The sequence below is a fragment of the Streptococcus sp. HMSC072D03 genome (assembly GCF_001812855.1).
Classification (GTDB): Bacteria; Bacillota; Bacilli; order Lactobacillales; family Streptococcaceae; genus Streptococcus; species Streptococcus salivarius_D.
The window spans coordinates 18916-34560 of the sequence record NZ_KV810691.1 but is presented as its reverse complement, the minus strand read 5'-3'; the positions used below and the strand labels follow the sequence as shown (position 1 = coordinate 34560).

General features: G+C 40.9%; 14 protein-coding genes. 11 read left to right on the top strand and 3 right to left on the bottom strand.

Features of this window, described 5'->3' with window-relative positions; genetic code table 11:
- Positions 1–47 precede the first annotated feature (47 nt).
- From HMPREF2877_RS08295 to HMPREF2877_RS08255, 9 genes are all read left to right on the top strand, one after another.
- Positions 48–593, top strand: a complete 546-nt coding sequence (locus HMPREF2877_RS08295) for a GNAT family N-acetyltransferase (protein ID WP_070579573.1) — start codon at positions 48–50, stop codon at positions 591–593.
- On the top strand, positions 586–1866 hold the full coding sequence (gene spxR, locus HMPREF2877_RS08290) for a CBS-HotDog domain-containing transcription factor SpxR (protein WP_002884454.1): 1281 nt from the start codon (positions 586–588) through the stop codon (positions 1864–1866). The genes HMPREF2877_RS08295 and spxR overlap by 8 nt, the downstream gene beginning before the upstream one ends.
- Positions 1867–1906: 40 nt before the next feature.
- Positions 1907–2767 carry a methionyl aminopeptidase gene (locus tag HMPREF2877_RS08285; protein ID WP_004183173.1) on the top strand — a complete coding sequence of 287 codons (861 nt, stop codon included), beginning with the start codon at positions 1907–1909 and terminating at the stop codon, positions 2765–2767.
- A 1-nt stretch (position 2768) separates the two neighbouring features.
- Positions 2769–3728, top strand: coding sequence for a YihY/virulence factor BrkB family protein (locus HMPREF2877_RS08280; protein WP_045768785.1), 960 nt, complete (start codon positions 2769–2771; stop codon positions 3726–3728).
- Between the two features lie 89 nt (positions 3729–3817).
- Positions 3818–4327 (top strand): QueT transporter family protein, encoded by a 510-nt coding sequence (locus tag HMPREF2877_RS08275; protein ID WP_070579569.1) that lies wholly within the window; start codon positions 3818–3820, stop codon positions 4325–4327.
- Positions 4328–4376: 49 nt separating this feature from the next.
- Positions 4377–6335 carry an NAD-dependent DNA ligase LigA gene (gene ligA / locus HMPREF2877_RS08270; protein WP_070579566.1) on the top strand — a complete coding sequence of 653 codons (1959 nt, stop codon included), beginning with the start codon at positions 4377–4379 and terminating at the stop codon, positions 6333–6335.
- Positions 6336–6344: 9 nt separating this feature from the next.
- On the top strand, positions 6345–7358 hold the full coding sequence (locus HMPREF2877_RS08265; protein WP_021143749.1) for a diacylglycerol kinase: 1014 nt from the start codon (positions 6345–6347) through the stop codon (positions 7356–7358).
- Positions 7359–7825: 467 nt separating this feature from the next.
- Positions 7826–8815, top strand: coding sequence for a helix-turn-helix transcriptional regulator (locus HMPREF2877_RS08260; protein WP_070579562.1), 990 nt, complete (start codon positions 7826–7828; stop codon positions 8813–8815).
- A 106-nt stretch (positions 8816–8921) separates the two neighbouring features.
- The gene (locus HMPREF2877_RS08255; RefSeq protein ID WP_049553629.1) at positions 8922–10550 is read left to right on the top strand and encodes a membrane protein; all 1629 of its coding nucleotides are present in this window, start codon (positions 8922–8924) and stop codon (positions 10548–10550) included.
- A gap of 37 nt (positions 10551–10587) precedes the next feature.
- Here the strand turns inward: HMPREF2877_RS08255 and HMPREF2877_RS08250 are convergent, their stop codons facing one another.
- Both HMPREF2877_RS08250 and HMPREF2877_RS08245 read right to left on the bottom strand, forming a co-directional pair.
- Complete coding sequence (locus HMPREF2877_RS08250) at positions 10588–11067, bottom strand: QueT transporter family protein (RefSeq protein ID WP_045768792.1); 480 nt, start codon at positions 11065–11067, stop codon at positions 10588–10590.
- A gap of 72 nt (positions 11068–11139) precedes the next feature.
- Positions 11140–11967 (bottom strand): exodeoxyribonuclease III, encoded by an 828-nt coding sequence (locus HMPREF2877_RS08245; RefSeq protein ID WP_002891542.1) that lies wholly within the window; start codon positions 11965–11967, stop codon positions 11140–11142.
- 548 nt (positions 11968–12515) lie between these two features.
- On the opposite strand from HMPREF2877_RS08245, the gene HMPREF2877_RS08235 reads away from it, so the two are divergent.
- Together HMPREF2877_RS08235 and HMPREF2877_RS08230 are read left to right on the top strand one after the other, a co-directional pair.
- Positions 12516–13565 (top strand): LLM class flavin-dependent oxidoreductase, encoded by a 1050-nt coding sequence (locus HMPREF2877_RS08235; protein WP_045771953.1) that lies wholly within the window; start codon positions 12516–12518, stop codon positions 13563–13565.
- A gap of 95 nt (positions 13566–13660) precedes the next feature.
- Complete coding sequence (locus HMPREF2877_RS08230) at positions 13661–14413, top strand: DUF4767 domain-containing protein (RefSeq protein WP_070579560.1); 753 nt, start codon at positions 13661–13663, stop codon at positions 14411–14413.
- An 82-nt stretch (positions 14414–14495) separates the two neighbouring features.
- Here HMPREF2877_RS08230 and tehB read toward each other — a convergent pair whose 3' ends face one another.
- On the bottom strand, positions 14496–15374 hold the full coding sequence (gene tehB, locus HMPREF2877_RS08225) for an SAM-dependent methyltransferase TehB (protein WP_049545576.1): 879 nt from the start codon (positions 15372–15374) through the stop codon (positions 14496–14498).
- Positions 15375–15645 lie beyond the last annotated feature (271 nt).

Genomic DNA, 15645 nt, shown 5'->3' with positions numbered 1-15645 from the left:
AGTGGTTGAGCCTTTTTCCATTTCTAAAACTGTGTTATAATACTATCATGGATATTTGGACTAGTCTGGGTGCTTTTGCCTTTTTTGAGTCGGAGCGCCTTTCTTTTAGACCACTCATCTTTTTGGATCGTTTTGATTTATACGAAATTGTATCAAATCCTCAGAATCTACAATTTTTCTTTCCTGCCACTCAAACACAGCATGAAACGGATTGCCTTTTGGTCCATTATTTCATGAAGGAGCCTCTAGGTGTATGGGCCATTGTAGATAAAGAGTTAGATAAGATGATTGGCGTCGTTCGTTTTGAGAAGATTGATGTCCAGAAACGGACTGCAGAGCTTGGCTATTTTCTGAATGCCTCTTACTGGGGTAGAGGTCTAATGACTGAGGCGGTTACCTGTCTGTCAGATTTGGCTTTGACAGCTATGGGAATGGATCGTATTATCCTTATTGCACATTTGGAAAATAAGGCATCGATTCGTGTAGCGGAAAAATCTGGCTTTAAACTTGTGTCTCGCTTTAAGGGAGCAGACCGATACACTCGTACCATGCGTGATTATCTCCGCTTTGAGAAGGAGGAGAACTGTGAGTAAACATCAAGAAATTCTAGATTATCTTGAGGCCTTGCCTATCGGTAAGCGTGTTAGTGTGCGTAGTATTTCGAATCACTTACAGGTTTCTGATGGAACTGCCTATCGAGCAATTAAAGAAGCTGAAAATCGAGGGTTGGTTGAGACACGTCCTCGGAGTGGGACGGTTCGAATTGAAAAGAAAGTCCAAGTTCGCCTTGACAGGCTGACCTTTGCGGAGATTGCAGAGATTACAGAGTCTGAGGTTATCTCTGGTCATGAAGGTCTGGAACGTGTCTTCAGTAAGTTCTATATTGGAGCCATGACTATTGAGAATATCACCCGTTATCTAACCAAGGGAGACCTTCTTATTGTTGGGGACCGTGAGGATATTCAATTGCTTGCCCTGGAACACAATAATGCTATTCTAGTGACGGGGGGCTTTCAGGTTTCCGATAGGGTAAAAGAGCTTTCTCGTTTGAAGCAATTTCCGGTCATGGTAACAACATACGATACTTTTACCGTGGCAACTATGATTAACCAGGCGCTTTCGAATGTCCGCATCAAAACAGACATCAAGACTGTAGCTCAAGTCTATACCAGACGAGAAGACTACAACTACATGACTCCAGAAATGACGGTCAGGGATTTTCAGAATTTGGTTAAACGGACCAACTTGGTACGTTTTCCAATCTTATCTGAGTCTGAAAAAGTGATTGGGATTGTGACCATGCGGGATGTGTCTAATCAGCAACCGACGACCATGCTTAAGGCAATCATGACCAAGCCGACGGTGACACGACTTGAGACTAGTCTGGCAACTGTTGCCCAAAAGATGATTTTTGAAGACTTTGATATCATTCCTGTTGTGGACGAAGAAAAACACTATCTAGGTGTAATAACCCGTCGTCAGGTTTTGGAAGAACTTCAGGACAATAATCGTGGCAACTTGCATACCTTTAGCGATCAAATGATAGCTAACCTAAACCAGGACAAGCATGCTTTCAGCTTTGAGGTAGAGCCCACTATGATTGACAATTCTGGGAACCTCACTCAGGGTGTTCTTGCAGAGATGGTTAAAGAGGTTGTCTATCGTATCATGGAAAAGCAGGAGCAAAATGGTCTTGTGATTGAAGAGATGATGTTTTACTTTCTTCAGGCAGCTCAGATTGATGATAAGGTGACGATTACACCAAGTATTATTGCTGAGACCAGACGTAGAGCTCATCTGGACCTTATGGTTACACACGGAAATCATACCGTCTGCAAATCAGTCGTTGTGGTTAAGAAAACTTAGTAACTAAAAAAATAAAGATATAAAGAAAACGGAGAAAACAATGATTACATTAAAATCAGCACGTGAAATTGAAGCAATGGATAGGGCAGGGGATTTTCTTGCTAGTATTCACATTGGTCTACGTGATCTCTTGAAACCAGGCGTAGACATGTGGGAAGTAGAAGAGTATGTGCGTCGTCGTTGTAAAGAAGAAAATGTTCTTCCCCTTCAGATTGGTGTTGAGGGAAGTATTATGGATTACCCTTATGCGACATGCTGTGGCCTTAATGACGAAGTGGCACATGCCTTTCCACGTCACTATATTTTGAAAGACGGTGACCTCTTGAAAGTTGATATGGTCTTGTCAGAACCTATTGATAAGTCTGTTCTCGATGTGTCAAAATTGGATTTTGATAATGTTGCTCAGGTTAAAAAATACACGGAATCATATTCTGGCGGTTTGGCTGACTCATGTTGGGCTTATGCGATTGGAACGCCATCTGACGAAGTTAAAAAACTTATGGAAGTAACACGTGAGGCTATGTATCTTGGTATTGAACAAGCGGTAGTCGGTAACCGTATCGGTGATATCGGGGCAGCTATCCAAGAATACGCTGAAAGTCGTGGTTACGGTGTTGTTCGTGATTTGGTTGGACACGGAGTTGGGCCAACAATGCACGAAGAGCCAATGGTACCAAACTATGGGGTAGCCGGACGAGGTCTCCGTCTCAAAGAAGGAATGGTTTTGACTATCGAGCCAATGATTAACACTGGTACTTGGGAAATTGATACGGACCTTGAAACGGGTTGGGCTCACAAAACTCTTGACGGTGGACTTTCATGTCAATATGAGCACCAATTTGTTATTACTAAGGATGGTCCAGTAATTTTGACTTCTCAAGGCGAAGAAAGAACTTACTAATATGAAACGACAAGGCTTAATGGCCCGTCTCCTGGATAAACTCCAGTGGCGCCCTTTGCAGGTTTATCTTAGGCATTATCGTAGTGCAGAGATAGACATTTCAACTATCGCAGTGGCTTACTATCTCATTTTGACGGTTTTTCCGCTCATAGTCATTGCGGCCAATGTCTTTCCCTATCTGAATATTGATACGACTGATCTATTGAAGTTTATGAATGAGCATCTTCCTAAGCAGTTTTATGCACCTGCAGCCAACGTTGTTCAGGATATCTTCTCGACACCTTCTGGACAGTTGTTGGGAGTTGCCTCTTTGACGGGATTCTGGACTATGATTAAGTCCTTGTCTTCCCTTCAAAAGGCGATTAACAAGGTGTATGGTGCTTCAGAACACCGTGATGTCTTTATTAGTCACATTATCGGTGGTTTCATGAGTCTGGTCATTTTGTTCCTGCTCACCTTTGCACTAATGCTGTCCACGATTATTCAGTCGGTCCTTCGAGTTGTCAATCAGACCTATCCTATTGGTTCCAAGATGACCCAGCTTATTCTAAATAGTATTCAACCTCTGAGTATTGCAGTTGTCTTCCTGGGAATGATGGTGCTTTATTTCGTGCTTCCGAATGTGAAGATTCGAAAAATCCGCTATGTTATGCCAGGGACTATCTTTACGACTTTAGTGATTGGTTATTTAAGCAACTTGTTTGGAACCTACGTGATTCGTACCTTGAGTCGATTGGTTGACATCAAGTTATTTGGATCCATTATGATTTTCGTCTTCATGCTTTGGTTCATCTTCTTGGCCAGAATTTTGATTTTGGGTGCCGTCTTTAATGCGACCTATCAAGAGCTTAGACAAGGTGAACTAAAAAGTAGAAGAGGAGATGTGATTACTATTATTCAGAGTTTTTCTGGAGATGGTAGTGATAGCAAAAAACACAAAAAACATGAGGATGATTCCTAGATGATAAAAAGAGCTTGGTGAGATCCAGGCTCTTTTGACGGGATTATTGATTTTTCGTAGCTAATAAAAACATTGATTATGGAGGAAAAATGAAAAAACAAACTGTTCGTGATTTAACACATATTGCTATTGTGGCAGCCCTTTATGTGGTCTTGACTGTCGTGCCACCCTTTAACTTAATTTCCTACGGTCCCTACCAGTTCCGAATTGCAGAAATGTTCAATCTTTTAGGATTTTATAATCGCAAGTATATCATTGCCGTTACTTTGGGCTGTGTGATTGCTAATTTCTTTAGCTTTAACATGATTGATGTGGTTGTTGGAAGCCTATCAACATTGGTCTTTGTCGGTTCAGGTGTTTATTTCTTTGACCGTTTTAAAAACCAAGACATTTTGGGTGGCCTTTTTGACAAGTCTCATGTTTTCTTTGCCTTTTACTTCTCATTCTTCATGGTGACGATTGCGGCTGAGTTGACCCTAGTTACTCAAGCACCATTTTGGGCAACTTGGTTCACTGTTGCTATGGGAGAATTGGCTTCTCTCTTGGTTGGTGCAATTCTTATTAAGAAATTGGCCAAAGTCATTGATTTTGTTTCCTAATTAACGTCTGTAAAGGCGTTTTTTTCTGCTTTTATGTTAAAATGTTCCTATGGAAAAACGAATGAAAGAGCTGGTTGCTAAACTTAACCAGTATGCAAAAGAGTATTATACGGAAGATAATCCATCGGTGTCAGATGCAGACTACGATAAGCTCTATCGAGAGCTTGTAGCTTTGGAGGCTGAGCACCCTGAATATGTTCAAGCAGATAGTCCTACGCATCGTGTGGGAGGTCTGGTCCTTGATGGTTTTGAAAAATATCAACATGAGTATCCGCTTTATAGTTTGCAGGATGCTTTTTCACGAGAAGAACTGGATGCCTTTGATCAGAGAGTGAAGGCCGAATTTCCTAATGCTGATTATATGGCTGAACTCAAAATTGATGGTCTCTCTATCTCGCTGACCTATGTGGATGGTGTTCTCCAGGTAGGTGCGACACGTGGTGATGGTTCTGTCGGTGAAAATATCACTGAAAATGTCAAGCGTATCTCTGACATTCCTCTCAAGTTGGACCAACCGCTTAATATTACCGTTCGTGGAGAGTGTTACCTGCCACGGGCTGAGTTTGAACGCATCAACATCCAGCGTCAGGAGAACGGTGAAGCCGAATTTGCCAATCCACGTAATGCAGCAGCCGGAACCCTTCGTCAGTTGGATACCAAAGTGGTTGCAGAGCGTCGTTTGGCGACGTTCCTTTATCAGGAAGCGAGTCCAACGGAGCGTCTCACACAAAATGATGTCTTGAATGAAGTGGCAGAACTAGGTTTCTCTGTTAATCCACGACGTATTGTCACATCATCGATGGATGAAATTTGGGACTTTATTCAAGCTGTCGGTCAGGATCGTGATGACTTGGCTTACGATATTGATGGCGTTGTTATCAAGGTCAATAGTTTAGCCATGCAAGAAGAGCTAGGTTTTACAGTTAAGGCACCACGTTGGGCCATTGCCTATAAATTCCCTGCTGAGGAAAAGGAAGCAGAGCTTCTCTCAGTGGACTGGCAGGTAGGTCGTACGGGTGTAGTAACGCCGACTGCTAATTTGACTCCGGTGCAATTAGCGGGGACAACGGTAAGTCGAGCCACCCTTCATAATGTGGATTATATTGCTGAAAAAGACATTCGTATCGGGGATACCGTTATTGTCTACAAAGCTGGTGATATTATCCCTGCAGTACTTCGTGTAGTAGAAAGCAAGCGTACAACGCAAGAACCGATGGAAGTACCGACGCAATGTCCATCTTGTGGTAGTGGTCTCTTACATTTTGAAGATGAAGTTGCCCTACGTTGTATTAATCCTTCTTGTCCTGCTCAGATTAAGGAAGGCCTCATCCATTTTGCCTCTCGTGATGCCATGAACATCGCAGGTATGGGACCTTCAGTGGTTGAAAAGCTCTTTAAAGCTGAGTTGGTTAAAGATGTGGCTGATATCTATGGTTTGAACAGTCAGGATTTCCTCCAATTAGAAGGTTTCAAGGAAAAATCTGCTGAGAAACTTTATTCGGCCATTCAAGCCTCAAAAGATAATTCTGCAGAGAAATTGCTCTATGGTTTGGGTATTCGTCATGTCGGTGCCAAAGTTAGTAAGCAGTTGCTAGAAGCATTTGGAAGTATACAAGAGTTAGCAAGTGCAGATGTCGAGGCAATTGCTGCTGTAGATGGTTTAGGAGAGGTTATTGCCAAGTCCATCCAGCGTTATTTTGCCAAGGAAGAAGCTCAGGTTCTTCTTAAAGAACTGGAAACCTACGGGGTTAATTTGGCCTATCTTGGGCAAAAGGTAGCAGATGATGCCATCCTATCTGGTAAGACAGTTGTTTTGACAGGGAAATTGGAGCATCTTAAACGTAGTGAAGCAAAGGCAAAACTAGAAGCTCTGGGTGCTAAGGTGACAGGTTCTGTCTCTAAGAAAACAGATTTAGTAGTTGCTGGTAGTGATGCCGGAAGTAAGTTGGAAAAAGCACAAAGCCTAGGAATTGAAGTAAAAGATGAGGCTTGGTTGCTGGATTTATAGGAGTTCAATATGAAACAAAAACGTGCCCGCTTAATTTATAATCCAACATCTGGACAAGAAATTATGAAAAAAAATGTTGCCGAGGTCTTGGATATTCTGGAAGGCGCTGGCTTTGAAGCGTCAGCCTTTCAAACAACACCAGATGAGAACTCAGCAAAAAATGAGGCCACTCGTGCGGCCAAAGCAGGCTTTGACTTAGTTATTGCTGCAGGTGGCGATGGAACAATCAATGAGGTTGTTTCTGGGATTGCCCCACTCAAAAAACGCCCACAAATGGCGGTTATTCCAACGGGGACAACAAATGACTTTGCACGCGCCTTGAAGATTCCAAGAGGGAATCCTGTTGAAGCAGCCAAGGTTATTGCTAAAAATCAAACCCTTCAAATGGATATTGGTCGTGCCTATGATGACAAATACTTCATCAATATTGCAGCTGCGGGTTCCTTTACGGAACTAACCTATAGTGTGCCTAGTCGCTTAAAGACAGTGCTTGGCTATTTGGCTTACCTTGTTAAGGGGGCAGAGTTGCTGCCACAAGTTAAGAAGGTTCCTGTCCGCATTACGCATGATGAGGGTGTCTTTGAAGGTGGTCTTTCCATGATTTTCGTTGCCTTGACCAATTCCGTTGGTGGCTTTGAAACGATTGCCCCAGATGCTAAACTGGATGATGGTAAATTTACACTAATTATGGTTAAGACAGCTAACCTCTTTGAATTGGTGGACCTCATTCGTCAGATTCTCCAAGGTGGTAAACACATCTACGATAAGAGAATTTCCTATATCAAAACGAGCTCGCTGTATATTGAGCCTCTAAGTGATGATCGTATGATGATTAACCTCGATGGCGAATACGGTGGTGATGCACCAATTCACCTCCAAAATCTGAAGAATCATATTGAATTCTATGCAAATATTGATGAGATTTCTGATGATGCCATCACTCTTCCAGATACAGACGAATTAGCTCTTGAAGCCATCGCACAAAAATTCAGTACAGAAGCTGAAAAAATTGAGAATGACTAATGTTAAACCATTAAGCAACCTAAGACAGGTTGCTTTTTAAGTATTTCTGTAGAAAATGACGCTTTCATTTGTTACAATAGAAAAAACTGGGAAATTGTTATATAGAATATTTAGAGGAGTAGATGTTTAATAAAGAAAGTGAACGTTATTTAAGTGATGATCATCGAAAGAATGGTGATTAGGCTTTCGAGTCGGCTTTTAGTAATCAAGGGCCAGAGTTTGAATCTGCTTTTCAGGAGGAAAAAGCTGAAAAGCGACATTTCTTTTTGACCCTTGTTTTGCCATTGATACTCTTAAGTGTGAGCTGGATGTCGGTCTTCTTATGAGTATAACGAAAAGAAAAAGGACTATTATTTGAGTTATAATTCTGTGGATCGTGGCCACTGGTGATGACTATCTATGATAATTAATAACTAGACAGCAATTTTTTAGTAATAAGAGGTTTGATTATAAAGGGGGATTTTATAATGACAGCATCAAAAACCAAACGTCTCTTGTACTTTATGTCCGAATTGGAAAAGGGAAATGACATTTCAAAAACGGACTACCTAGCTCGCTTTGGTATCAGTGAGCGTACGCTTAAAGAGGATGTGAGTGAGCTCAAGGAGAACTTGACTGAACTCCGTCCAAATATGAAGGTTAAGTATTCCAGAAAATACGGTTCCTACCATGCTCAGTATGAACAGGGCTATGGTAACCTTAAATACAACCAGGCAGTTATCCTATCTAAGATTCTTTTAGAGAGTCGTGCCCTTCGAAAGGATGAAGTAGCAGAGATAATCAACATCTTTGTTGAGAGGGCTGTAGACGACAAGGAGCGCAGACGTATCAAGCGATTGACTGAGCTAGAATTAGATAGTTATCAAGAACTTAAGATTTATCAGGAACAAGATAAGTCACTCTTACCAGCTATTTCAGCCATTTTCGATGCCATTGTGGACCAACGTCCATTGTCATTTAGTTACCGTAAGCCAGGAGAAAAAGTGGAGGAATATAAGGTCTTTCCAATTTCAGTCATTTTTGACAACCATTATTTTTACTGTATTTCTTACAAACTGGATGATAACTTTACTTGTGATTATCAGTTCTCTGAAATCCGTTATTTCCGTGTGGATCGTTTCCAAACCATTCACAAATCTGAAAATGATTTGGCTTTCACGCTCAGTCCAGAACAAAAAGACCGTCTTATTACAGATGAGCAGGTGCGTTATCAGGCTTTCTCAATGCTTTCTGGTAACGAGTGGGCTCGAATTACCTTTGAGTATAAAGGACTTTACCGTGATGTCTTGGAATCCGATATTCCAAAACTAAAATTGCTTGAAGAAAGCACTAGTGATGGTGTTGATCAGGTCCGTTATGAGATTGAAACCTTTAGTTTATTAGGTTTTCAAAAGTACATTCAACGCTTTGATGGGGATTTTGTGTTCCTCAAGATTGAAGCAATAGATAACAAATGAAAAAGGCCTTCGGTTATCCGAATGCCTTTTTAAATCTGACAAAAATAGTACAATTGTGTTAAAATAGGAGTACGGAAACGTTATCATTTCCATAAGGAGGGAAAATATGAAAGAAAAGAAAAAAGAAATGCAAAAACAAGTCTTAACTCTTTTAGGAATCTTGATTTTTGCCTTTGTCAATGTGTTTATCTTTGATAATAAGATGGGCGCTGGTTTTTCTGCCTTCTCAACTATCACCCTGATGAGTATTGGACTCTTGTCTAAGCGCACCAGTCTGCGAGTTTTGGCCATTATTTCCTATCTCATCAATGTGGTAGCAGCCGTTTTTGGCTTCAACTACGTTGGTTTTTTAACAGCAGTTCAAGCCATTGAACTTATCTTCGTTATCTGGTATCTTTACCCACGTGACACGTTTTTGAGGCGAGATACAACTGATAAATACACTTACCGCTATCGTTGGATTCATTTGCTCTTGACGGTTTTAATCTCAATTGGAGGTTATATCGTTTTTGCAGTTGTTTCTAGTATTTGGAATGGTTCCTTCCTAGAATACGGTGGGAACACAGCTCTCATCTTTGCTATGCAATATTTGCTCTTTTTGAGCATTACCAAGTCGAGACAAGATGAACCGACCAAGGTTGCCCATTTGTTCCAAAAGGAACGCCGTACTAAGGAAATGAAAGCGGCAATAGAGGCCGAACGCCAAGCTAAAGAAAGAGCACTTGCACAAGCCTTCGAAGTACCTTTGAAGGCACCAAGTCAAACAGCTGCAAAATTTGGTAACAACATGGTCAAATTTGCATCTGTCTGGCTATTGGTAATGGACATGTCCATCTTGGCTTACTTCTTCCGTCCAAATGATGTTGGTTTCGGGTTTGGCGCCTTCTTTGTACTCTTGACTATTGTCTTGTCCTTGATTTTCAAATCTGAGGAAGACAAGGAGGACGTTTTCTCTATCATCTATCATAAGGTCCGTCCTATTCAACCTATTTTCTTCATTTTACTTTTGATCGCCCATGCGCATAAGTTCAGCTACGGGGCTGCTTACGCTCTCTTATTCTCAGCTGCTTATTTCTTCTGGGCTATCAATAAGATTAATATGAAGACCCTCTTGACCTTTACAGTCATCATTTATTTCTTCCCAGTCTTTGGTTATCTTTCTAACCCATACCGTCTGGGTGCTGAAAATCTTAATATGGTAGGTGAACTGGTGACAGATCGTGAGAAGTCTAATACCTTCTATCTCGGTCACTATTGGTCACTTCTAGGTCTACAGAGTGATGGTGAATATGAAGGAGTCCCTACTTCTTGGCAGGCTGCTAAGTTCGCTGACATTCAGACATTCTCTGATGATAGTGACATTACTTCAGGTGTTTTCCAAGTGAATAGTCACAATGATTATGATTATGATTTGCATTTAACAAATAACAAGGGCACCATTGAAGTCACAACTGGCTCTGGAAAAGATAAGAAAGAATACCAGTTCACTGACTTTGCTAGAACCTATTATCGATATGAAAAATTGAAAAAAACGGATAACCAAAAGCGTTATAAAGATTTTTATAAAGTAGGTACTGTTTCGACTGAGTTGGGAACTTATAATCTTTACCTCGAAATGAATCAAGATTGGGTTGATGAGTATCAAAAAGATCCTACTAATGTTGACTACCGTTTGCTTATCTCTGGTGACAAGCTGACACCAAGAGAAGCTTACAAGAAAGCATATCATTACTAAAAAATATCTCTGCAATGTGCAGAGATATTTTTGTTTGTCAGTCTTTATATCCTCGTTTAGCTAACTCTTGTACTAGAACTGCTCCCAAGATTGCAGGCACTAATTGTCCTAGGAGGAGATTAATAACGAGAGCAAAATAAGGAAGTTTGAGCAAAGCACTAAGCCAGATTGGTACCACTAAGGCAGGAACGAGTAGGATTGGAAGGATGATGAACCAGCTAGATAACTTAGCTTTACGGATGAGGTAGATGCTACCAGTTGTTAAAAAGCTAGCACAGAAACCACCAACCACGTCAATCAATCCCAAACCTCCAAAAGAGTTTGCGATGGCATTAGCCAGACTAATTGGGAATACCAAAAATGGGAAGATGTAGGTTAATCCATATAAAGCAGTGGCCAGACGCATCTGAACTGCACCAAAGGAAATGGCTTGAGATACAAAGAGGATAGCGATGTAAAGAGCCATCATAATAGCTGACAGAACGAGCTTTTGAGTGGTATTAAGTTTGGTTTTCATAATTTCTCCTTAATTGGGCATAGTAAAAGAGTAGCAGGTCTACTCTTTTTGTGATTTAGGTCTAGAGTTATTTTATAAATCAATCTCTAAGACGATAGGTGTGTGGTCTTGGCGATCACCAGAGTCAATCATGTCTGATTTTGTGACCTTATCGGCAATACGATTTGAAGTCAACCAGTAGTCGATTCTCCAGCCTGTATTGTTGATTTTAGATGTTTTGCTACGTTGGGCCCACCAAGTGTAAGCTCCTGTAACGTCGCCGTTGAGGTGACGGTAGGTATCTGTGAAACCTTTTGCGAGGAGGTTAGTGAAGCCAGCACGTTCTTCATCTGTAAATCCTGGTGAACGACGATTACTTGAAGGATTAGCCAAGTCGATTTCCTTGTGGGCAACATTGTAGTCACCAGTCGCAAGAACTGGTTTCTGAGCGTCCAATTCAGCTAGATAATCCGCATATTTTTCATCCCAGATTTGACGTTCAAGCAGACGTTTGAGGCCATCGCCAGCGTTTGGTGTGTAAACCTGTGTCACAAAGAAATTGTCAAATTCGAGAGTGATGATACGCCCTTCACAGTCCATGGTTGAAGGTGCCCCAATTTCAGGATAAGTAATAACTGGTGTCAATTCTTTTTTATACAAGAACATGGTTCCAGCATAACCTTTACGGGCAGGTTCAACAGATGAACGCCAAGTATTGTCATAGTCAGGGAAGTAGTCTTCCAAGATTTGCAAATGCTTTTTAGTCGGACCTTTGGCAGACAGTTTTGTCTCTTGAATAGCAATGATGTCTGCATTTTCAGCGACCAAGGTGTCGATAACAGCGCGTGATAATTGAGCGCGTGCAGAATCACTAGTAAGGGCGGCATTTAGGGAATCAATATTCCAAGAAATTAATTTCATGTGTACAGTTTCCTTTTTTGAGTCTTTCCTATCTATTGTAGCAGAAAATAAGGTGTCAGGCGAGTTATGGGCTTGATAAGGGACGCTAGGAGGAGTATACTTATCTTAGATTGAGAGGTACATATTAATGAAAAAGCAATCCTACATTTATTACTTGTTTTGGGCTCTCTTATTGATACAAATCATTCTTACAATCATGATTTGGTGGTCACAGGGAATGATTCTTCCCCTTGCCATTTTTCCAGGGATGAGTCTCTACTTTCTATTTTGCTTAAGGTATCTCTTGCATTACACCCTTAATCAATCTCCCTCAGAACCCTTATTTGTCCTTCGTAGGAGTGGTCTTGGAACTAGTTTAAATCCTCAAAATCCTCTGGGTTATAAGCTTAGTCTCCTAGTGGTCATGGGTGCTTTAGTTCTTCTTTTCTGCCTAACCCTATTAGCCTTTCTTGGAAAATAGAGTCTTAGGCTTTTTTATTTGTAATTATCACTAACTAGTGATAATGTTGTTCTCATAACAAATAAAAGAATTACTGGAGGAAAGATTTATGACGATTGAACTTGGCATTTCAACTTTTGGAGAAACAACCCTCCTAGAATCGACTGGAAAAGCTATCTCTCATGACCAACGTATTCGAGAACTCGTTGAAGAGATTGAATTGGCGGATCAAGTTGGACTAGACATTTATGCGATTGGAGAGCATCACCGTGAAGATTTTGCGGTATCGGCACCGGAAATTGTTCTTGCAGCAGGTGCTGTGAATACCAAGAAGATTCGTTTATCTAGTGCAGTAACCATTTTGTCATCTATTGACCCGGTTCGTGTCTATCAGCAGTATGCAACCATTGATGCTCTGTCAAATGGTCGTGCAGAAATCATGGCGGGTAGAGGTTCTTTTGTTGAGAGTTTTCCACTTTTTGGCTATGATCTTTCAGACTATGATGAACTTTTCAATGAAAAACTAGATATGCTTCTGGAAGTGAAAAAACAAACGAATTTAACTTGGCAAGGTAAGCATACTCAATCTGTTGACAATCGTCCTGTGTATCCGCGAGCAGTCCAAGATGATTTTCCAATATGGGTAGCGACAGGTGGTCACATTGAGTCGACCATTCAAATTGCGGAAAAAGGTCTGCCAATTGCCTATGCTACAATTGGAGGAAATCCAAAGGCCTTTGCAAAATTAGTTGAGGTTTATAAGGAGATAGGTGCTCGAAATGGTTATTCGGATGAACAACTTAAGGTGGCTGCTCATTCTTGGGGTTGGATTGAAGAAAATAATTTCCAAGCGATAGAAAATTATTTTTATCCAACAAAACAAACAGTGGATAACATTGCTAAGGATCGCCCACACTGGTCTGAAATGACTAAAGAGCAGTACTATGCTAGTGTTGGACCAAACGGAGCCATGTTCGTTGGGGACCCTGCTCACGTTGCTCAAAAAATCATTCGTATTATTGAGGATTTACAGCTAGATCGCTTCATGCTTCATCTCCCAATTGGTTCTATGCCGCATGAAGATGTTCTAAAGGCTATTAAACTTTATGGTGAAGAAGTGGCACCGATTGTTCGTCGTTATTTTGAAAATAAAGGATAATAGGTTGAAGGTAAATCTCAAGTTCTCTCTACTATTGTCATCATCACTGTTCTATGATAGGATGGAAGATAATTGATAAAGAGAAGAGGAAAATTATGCGAAAGCTGTCAGAAGCAGAATGGATAAGTCGTTTTGAGCAAGTTCAAGGGCGGAAACCGAAACCAGATGAACTACAATTAGCTTATCAGTCTGGCCTTATTGGAATCTCGAAAAATTATAATTATATCTATATTCTTCTGGGGGCTCTAGTAGCAATCGTAGTTGGCATTGGCTTGACTCTAGTCTCTAGTTCAATGAAGAACGTCAAACAGACCAAGTCATCTGCCACAGTGGCTAGCTCGATATTCTCATCGACAGAGAAGGCTAGTGCCACATCAAGTACTTCATTGGCCGGAAATCCGAAGACAAGTGAATCTAGCAGTGCAAGTATTGACACACCTGATGCTAACCATGCCAAGGAAGCCTATACTGAAAATCCACGTTGGACCAATGACAAAGCTAGTCAACTTGCTAGTTTGATGGTTTCTTGGGGCAATCAGATGAATCAGCCTGGATACAAAGAAATTACCAATGAGGCTTCTTCTTTACCTATCCGTTGGATGTCGGACCATAACCAGACTGTGGATGCTACATATGCTGCAAATGGTAATAGCAGTTCTGAGTATACCATTGTTTCGGTTTACGAGAGATGGGAAAATGTATCTGTTCACCGTTATTTCTTCACCATTAAAAAAGATGGGACTCCCTTTGTGCTTTATTCACCAACTACCAATGGTGGTGTCTATTATGTCAAAGAAACAGAAAATGCAGACCTTAAATCAGGATATGCAGATATTGTAAACAATTAAAAACTAGGAATCCGACTGGGTTCCTAGTTTTTACTTTGAAGACAAGTCAAGCTGTGCTCAGCTCGTCTACAGTTATTCGCTCTTATTTAACCTTCTTAGCTAACATGGTTGCAAATTGAAGTGCGATGGGATTGCCATATTCATCCAAACGGTGAAGGTGACCAAGATTTTCATTATACTTGACTAACTCCCAGTCACTATAATAATTTTTCAACTCACCCTCCTCAAACGTAAATGGGAAAGGCATGGTACAAGGGTGTTCCTCGGTATCCATGGCACAGACAATCAGATTGTAACCACCTACGACAGTACGCTCTTGCATATTCTTGATAATAGCCGGAATTTGATCGGGATCAAGGAACATAAAGACTACTGTTGAGAGGATGAAATCAAAGGTCTCAGACTCAGGAAGAGCAGCAGCATTGATATCGTAGTAGCCAGCTCTAACATTGTAATTTTCCTCATCTGCAATCATTTGGATACGTTGTGTAGCTTCGTTATTAACATCAACGGCTGTAACATCATGCCCAAGAGATGCCAAATAAAGAGCGTTACGACCGTGACCACAGCCTAGGTCAAGGGTACGACCAGGTTTGATATGGCCAGATTGGACTGCTTCAAGAACCTCGGAATGGGCTTTAGTATCATACTTTTTAGCCATGTAGTCTTCAGGTTTACAGTAAAAAGAAAGATAGCATTCCAAATCATCTGAAGCAGCAGCGATGCGATGCCAAGCTTGTGGTTCAACAAAAGGAATCTCTGTCTCGGGGGTAAAGAGGTGCTCTGCAGTAACCTCTCCCTCTTCATCTAATTCGTAGAAGTGAAGAGATCCTGATAGAATGGTCAATTTAGCCCAAGTTCCCACCTTAGTATTGTGTTTTTGCGTCACCATTTCCGGAAGTGTTGTAGCTGTCCAGTTTGGTAAACGTTTGTAGCAAAGAAGTTGCTGATCTATAGTCATTTTATGAGTTCCTTTCAAACGGTATGGCTCTATTATAGCAAAAGTATGGAAAAAGAAAAAAAGCCTAGCCGGGTGAGCTAGACGCTTTTCTTGTGAGAAATCTGATAATCTAGGAATGGGAAAAGTGTTTGGGGAAGATAGTTATAAATGTTAAGAAGGGTTCCTAGACTATTTAGAAAATGTTTATGAGAATAATAAATTTTAAATGATAAAACGCTTATCTACAGCTCATTATATCTCTCTTTACATTATCTATTGTACCAAAAAAAAA

Excerpts from the sequence above, each read along its gene's own strand:
- HMPREF2877_RS08295 (WP_070579573.1), top strand. The coding sequence starts at position 48 with ATGGATATTTGGACTAGTCTGGGTGCTTTTGCCTTTTTTGAGTCGGAG.
- HMPREF2877_RS08260 (WP_070579562.1), top strand. The coding sequence starts at position 7,826 with ATGACAGCATCAAAAACCAAACGTCTCTTGTACTTTATGTCCGAATTG.
- HMPREF2877_RS08230 (WP_070579560.1), top strand. The coding sequence starts at position 13,661 with ATGCGAAAGCTGTCAGAAGCAGAATGGATAAGTCGTTTTGAGCAAGTT.
- HMPREF2877_RS08245 (WP_002891542.1), bottom strand. The coding sequence starts at position 11,967 with ATGAAATTAATTTCTTGGAATATTGATTCCCTAAATGCCGCCCTTACT.
- HMPREF2877_RS08235 (WP_045771953.1), top strand. The coding sequence starts at position 12,516 with ATGACGATTGAACTTGGCATTTCAACTTTTGGAGAAACAACCCTCCTA.
- HMPREF2877_RS08255 (WP_049553629.1), top strand. The coding sequence starts at position 8,922 with ATGAAAGAAAAGAAAAAAGAAATGCAAAAACAAGTCTTAACTCTTTTA.
- ligA (WP_070579566.1), top strand. The coding sequence starts at position 4,377 with ATGGAAAAACGAATGAAAGAGCTGGTTGCTAAACTTAACCAGTATGCA.
- HMPREF2877_RS08265 (WP_021143749.1), top strand. The coding sequence starts at position 6,345 with ATGAAACAAAAACGTGCCCGCTTAATTTATAATCCAACATCTGGACAA.
- tehB (WP_049545576.1), bottom strand. The coding sequence starts at position 15,374 with ATGACTATAGATCAGCAACTTCTTTGCTACAAACGTTTACCAAACTGG.
- HMPREF2877_RS08250 (WP_045768792.1), bottom strand. The coding sequence starts at position 11,067 with ATGAAAACCAAACTTAATACCACTCAAAAGCTCGTTCTGTCAGCTATT.
- HMPREF2877_RS08285 (WP_004183173.1), top strand. The coding sequence starts at position 1,907 with ATGATTACATTAAAATCAGCACGTGAAATTGAAGCAATGGATAGGGCA.
- HMPREF2877_RS08280 (WP_045768785.1), top strand. The coding sequence starts at position 2,769 with ATGAAACGACAAGGCTTAATGGCCCGTCTCCTGGATAAACTCCAGTGG.
- HMPREF2877_RS08275 (WP_070579569.1), top strand. The coding sequence starts at position 3,818 with ATGAAAAAACAAACTGTTCGTGATTTAACACATATTGCTATTGTGGCA.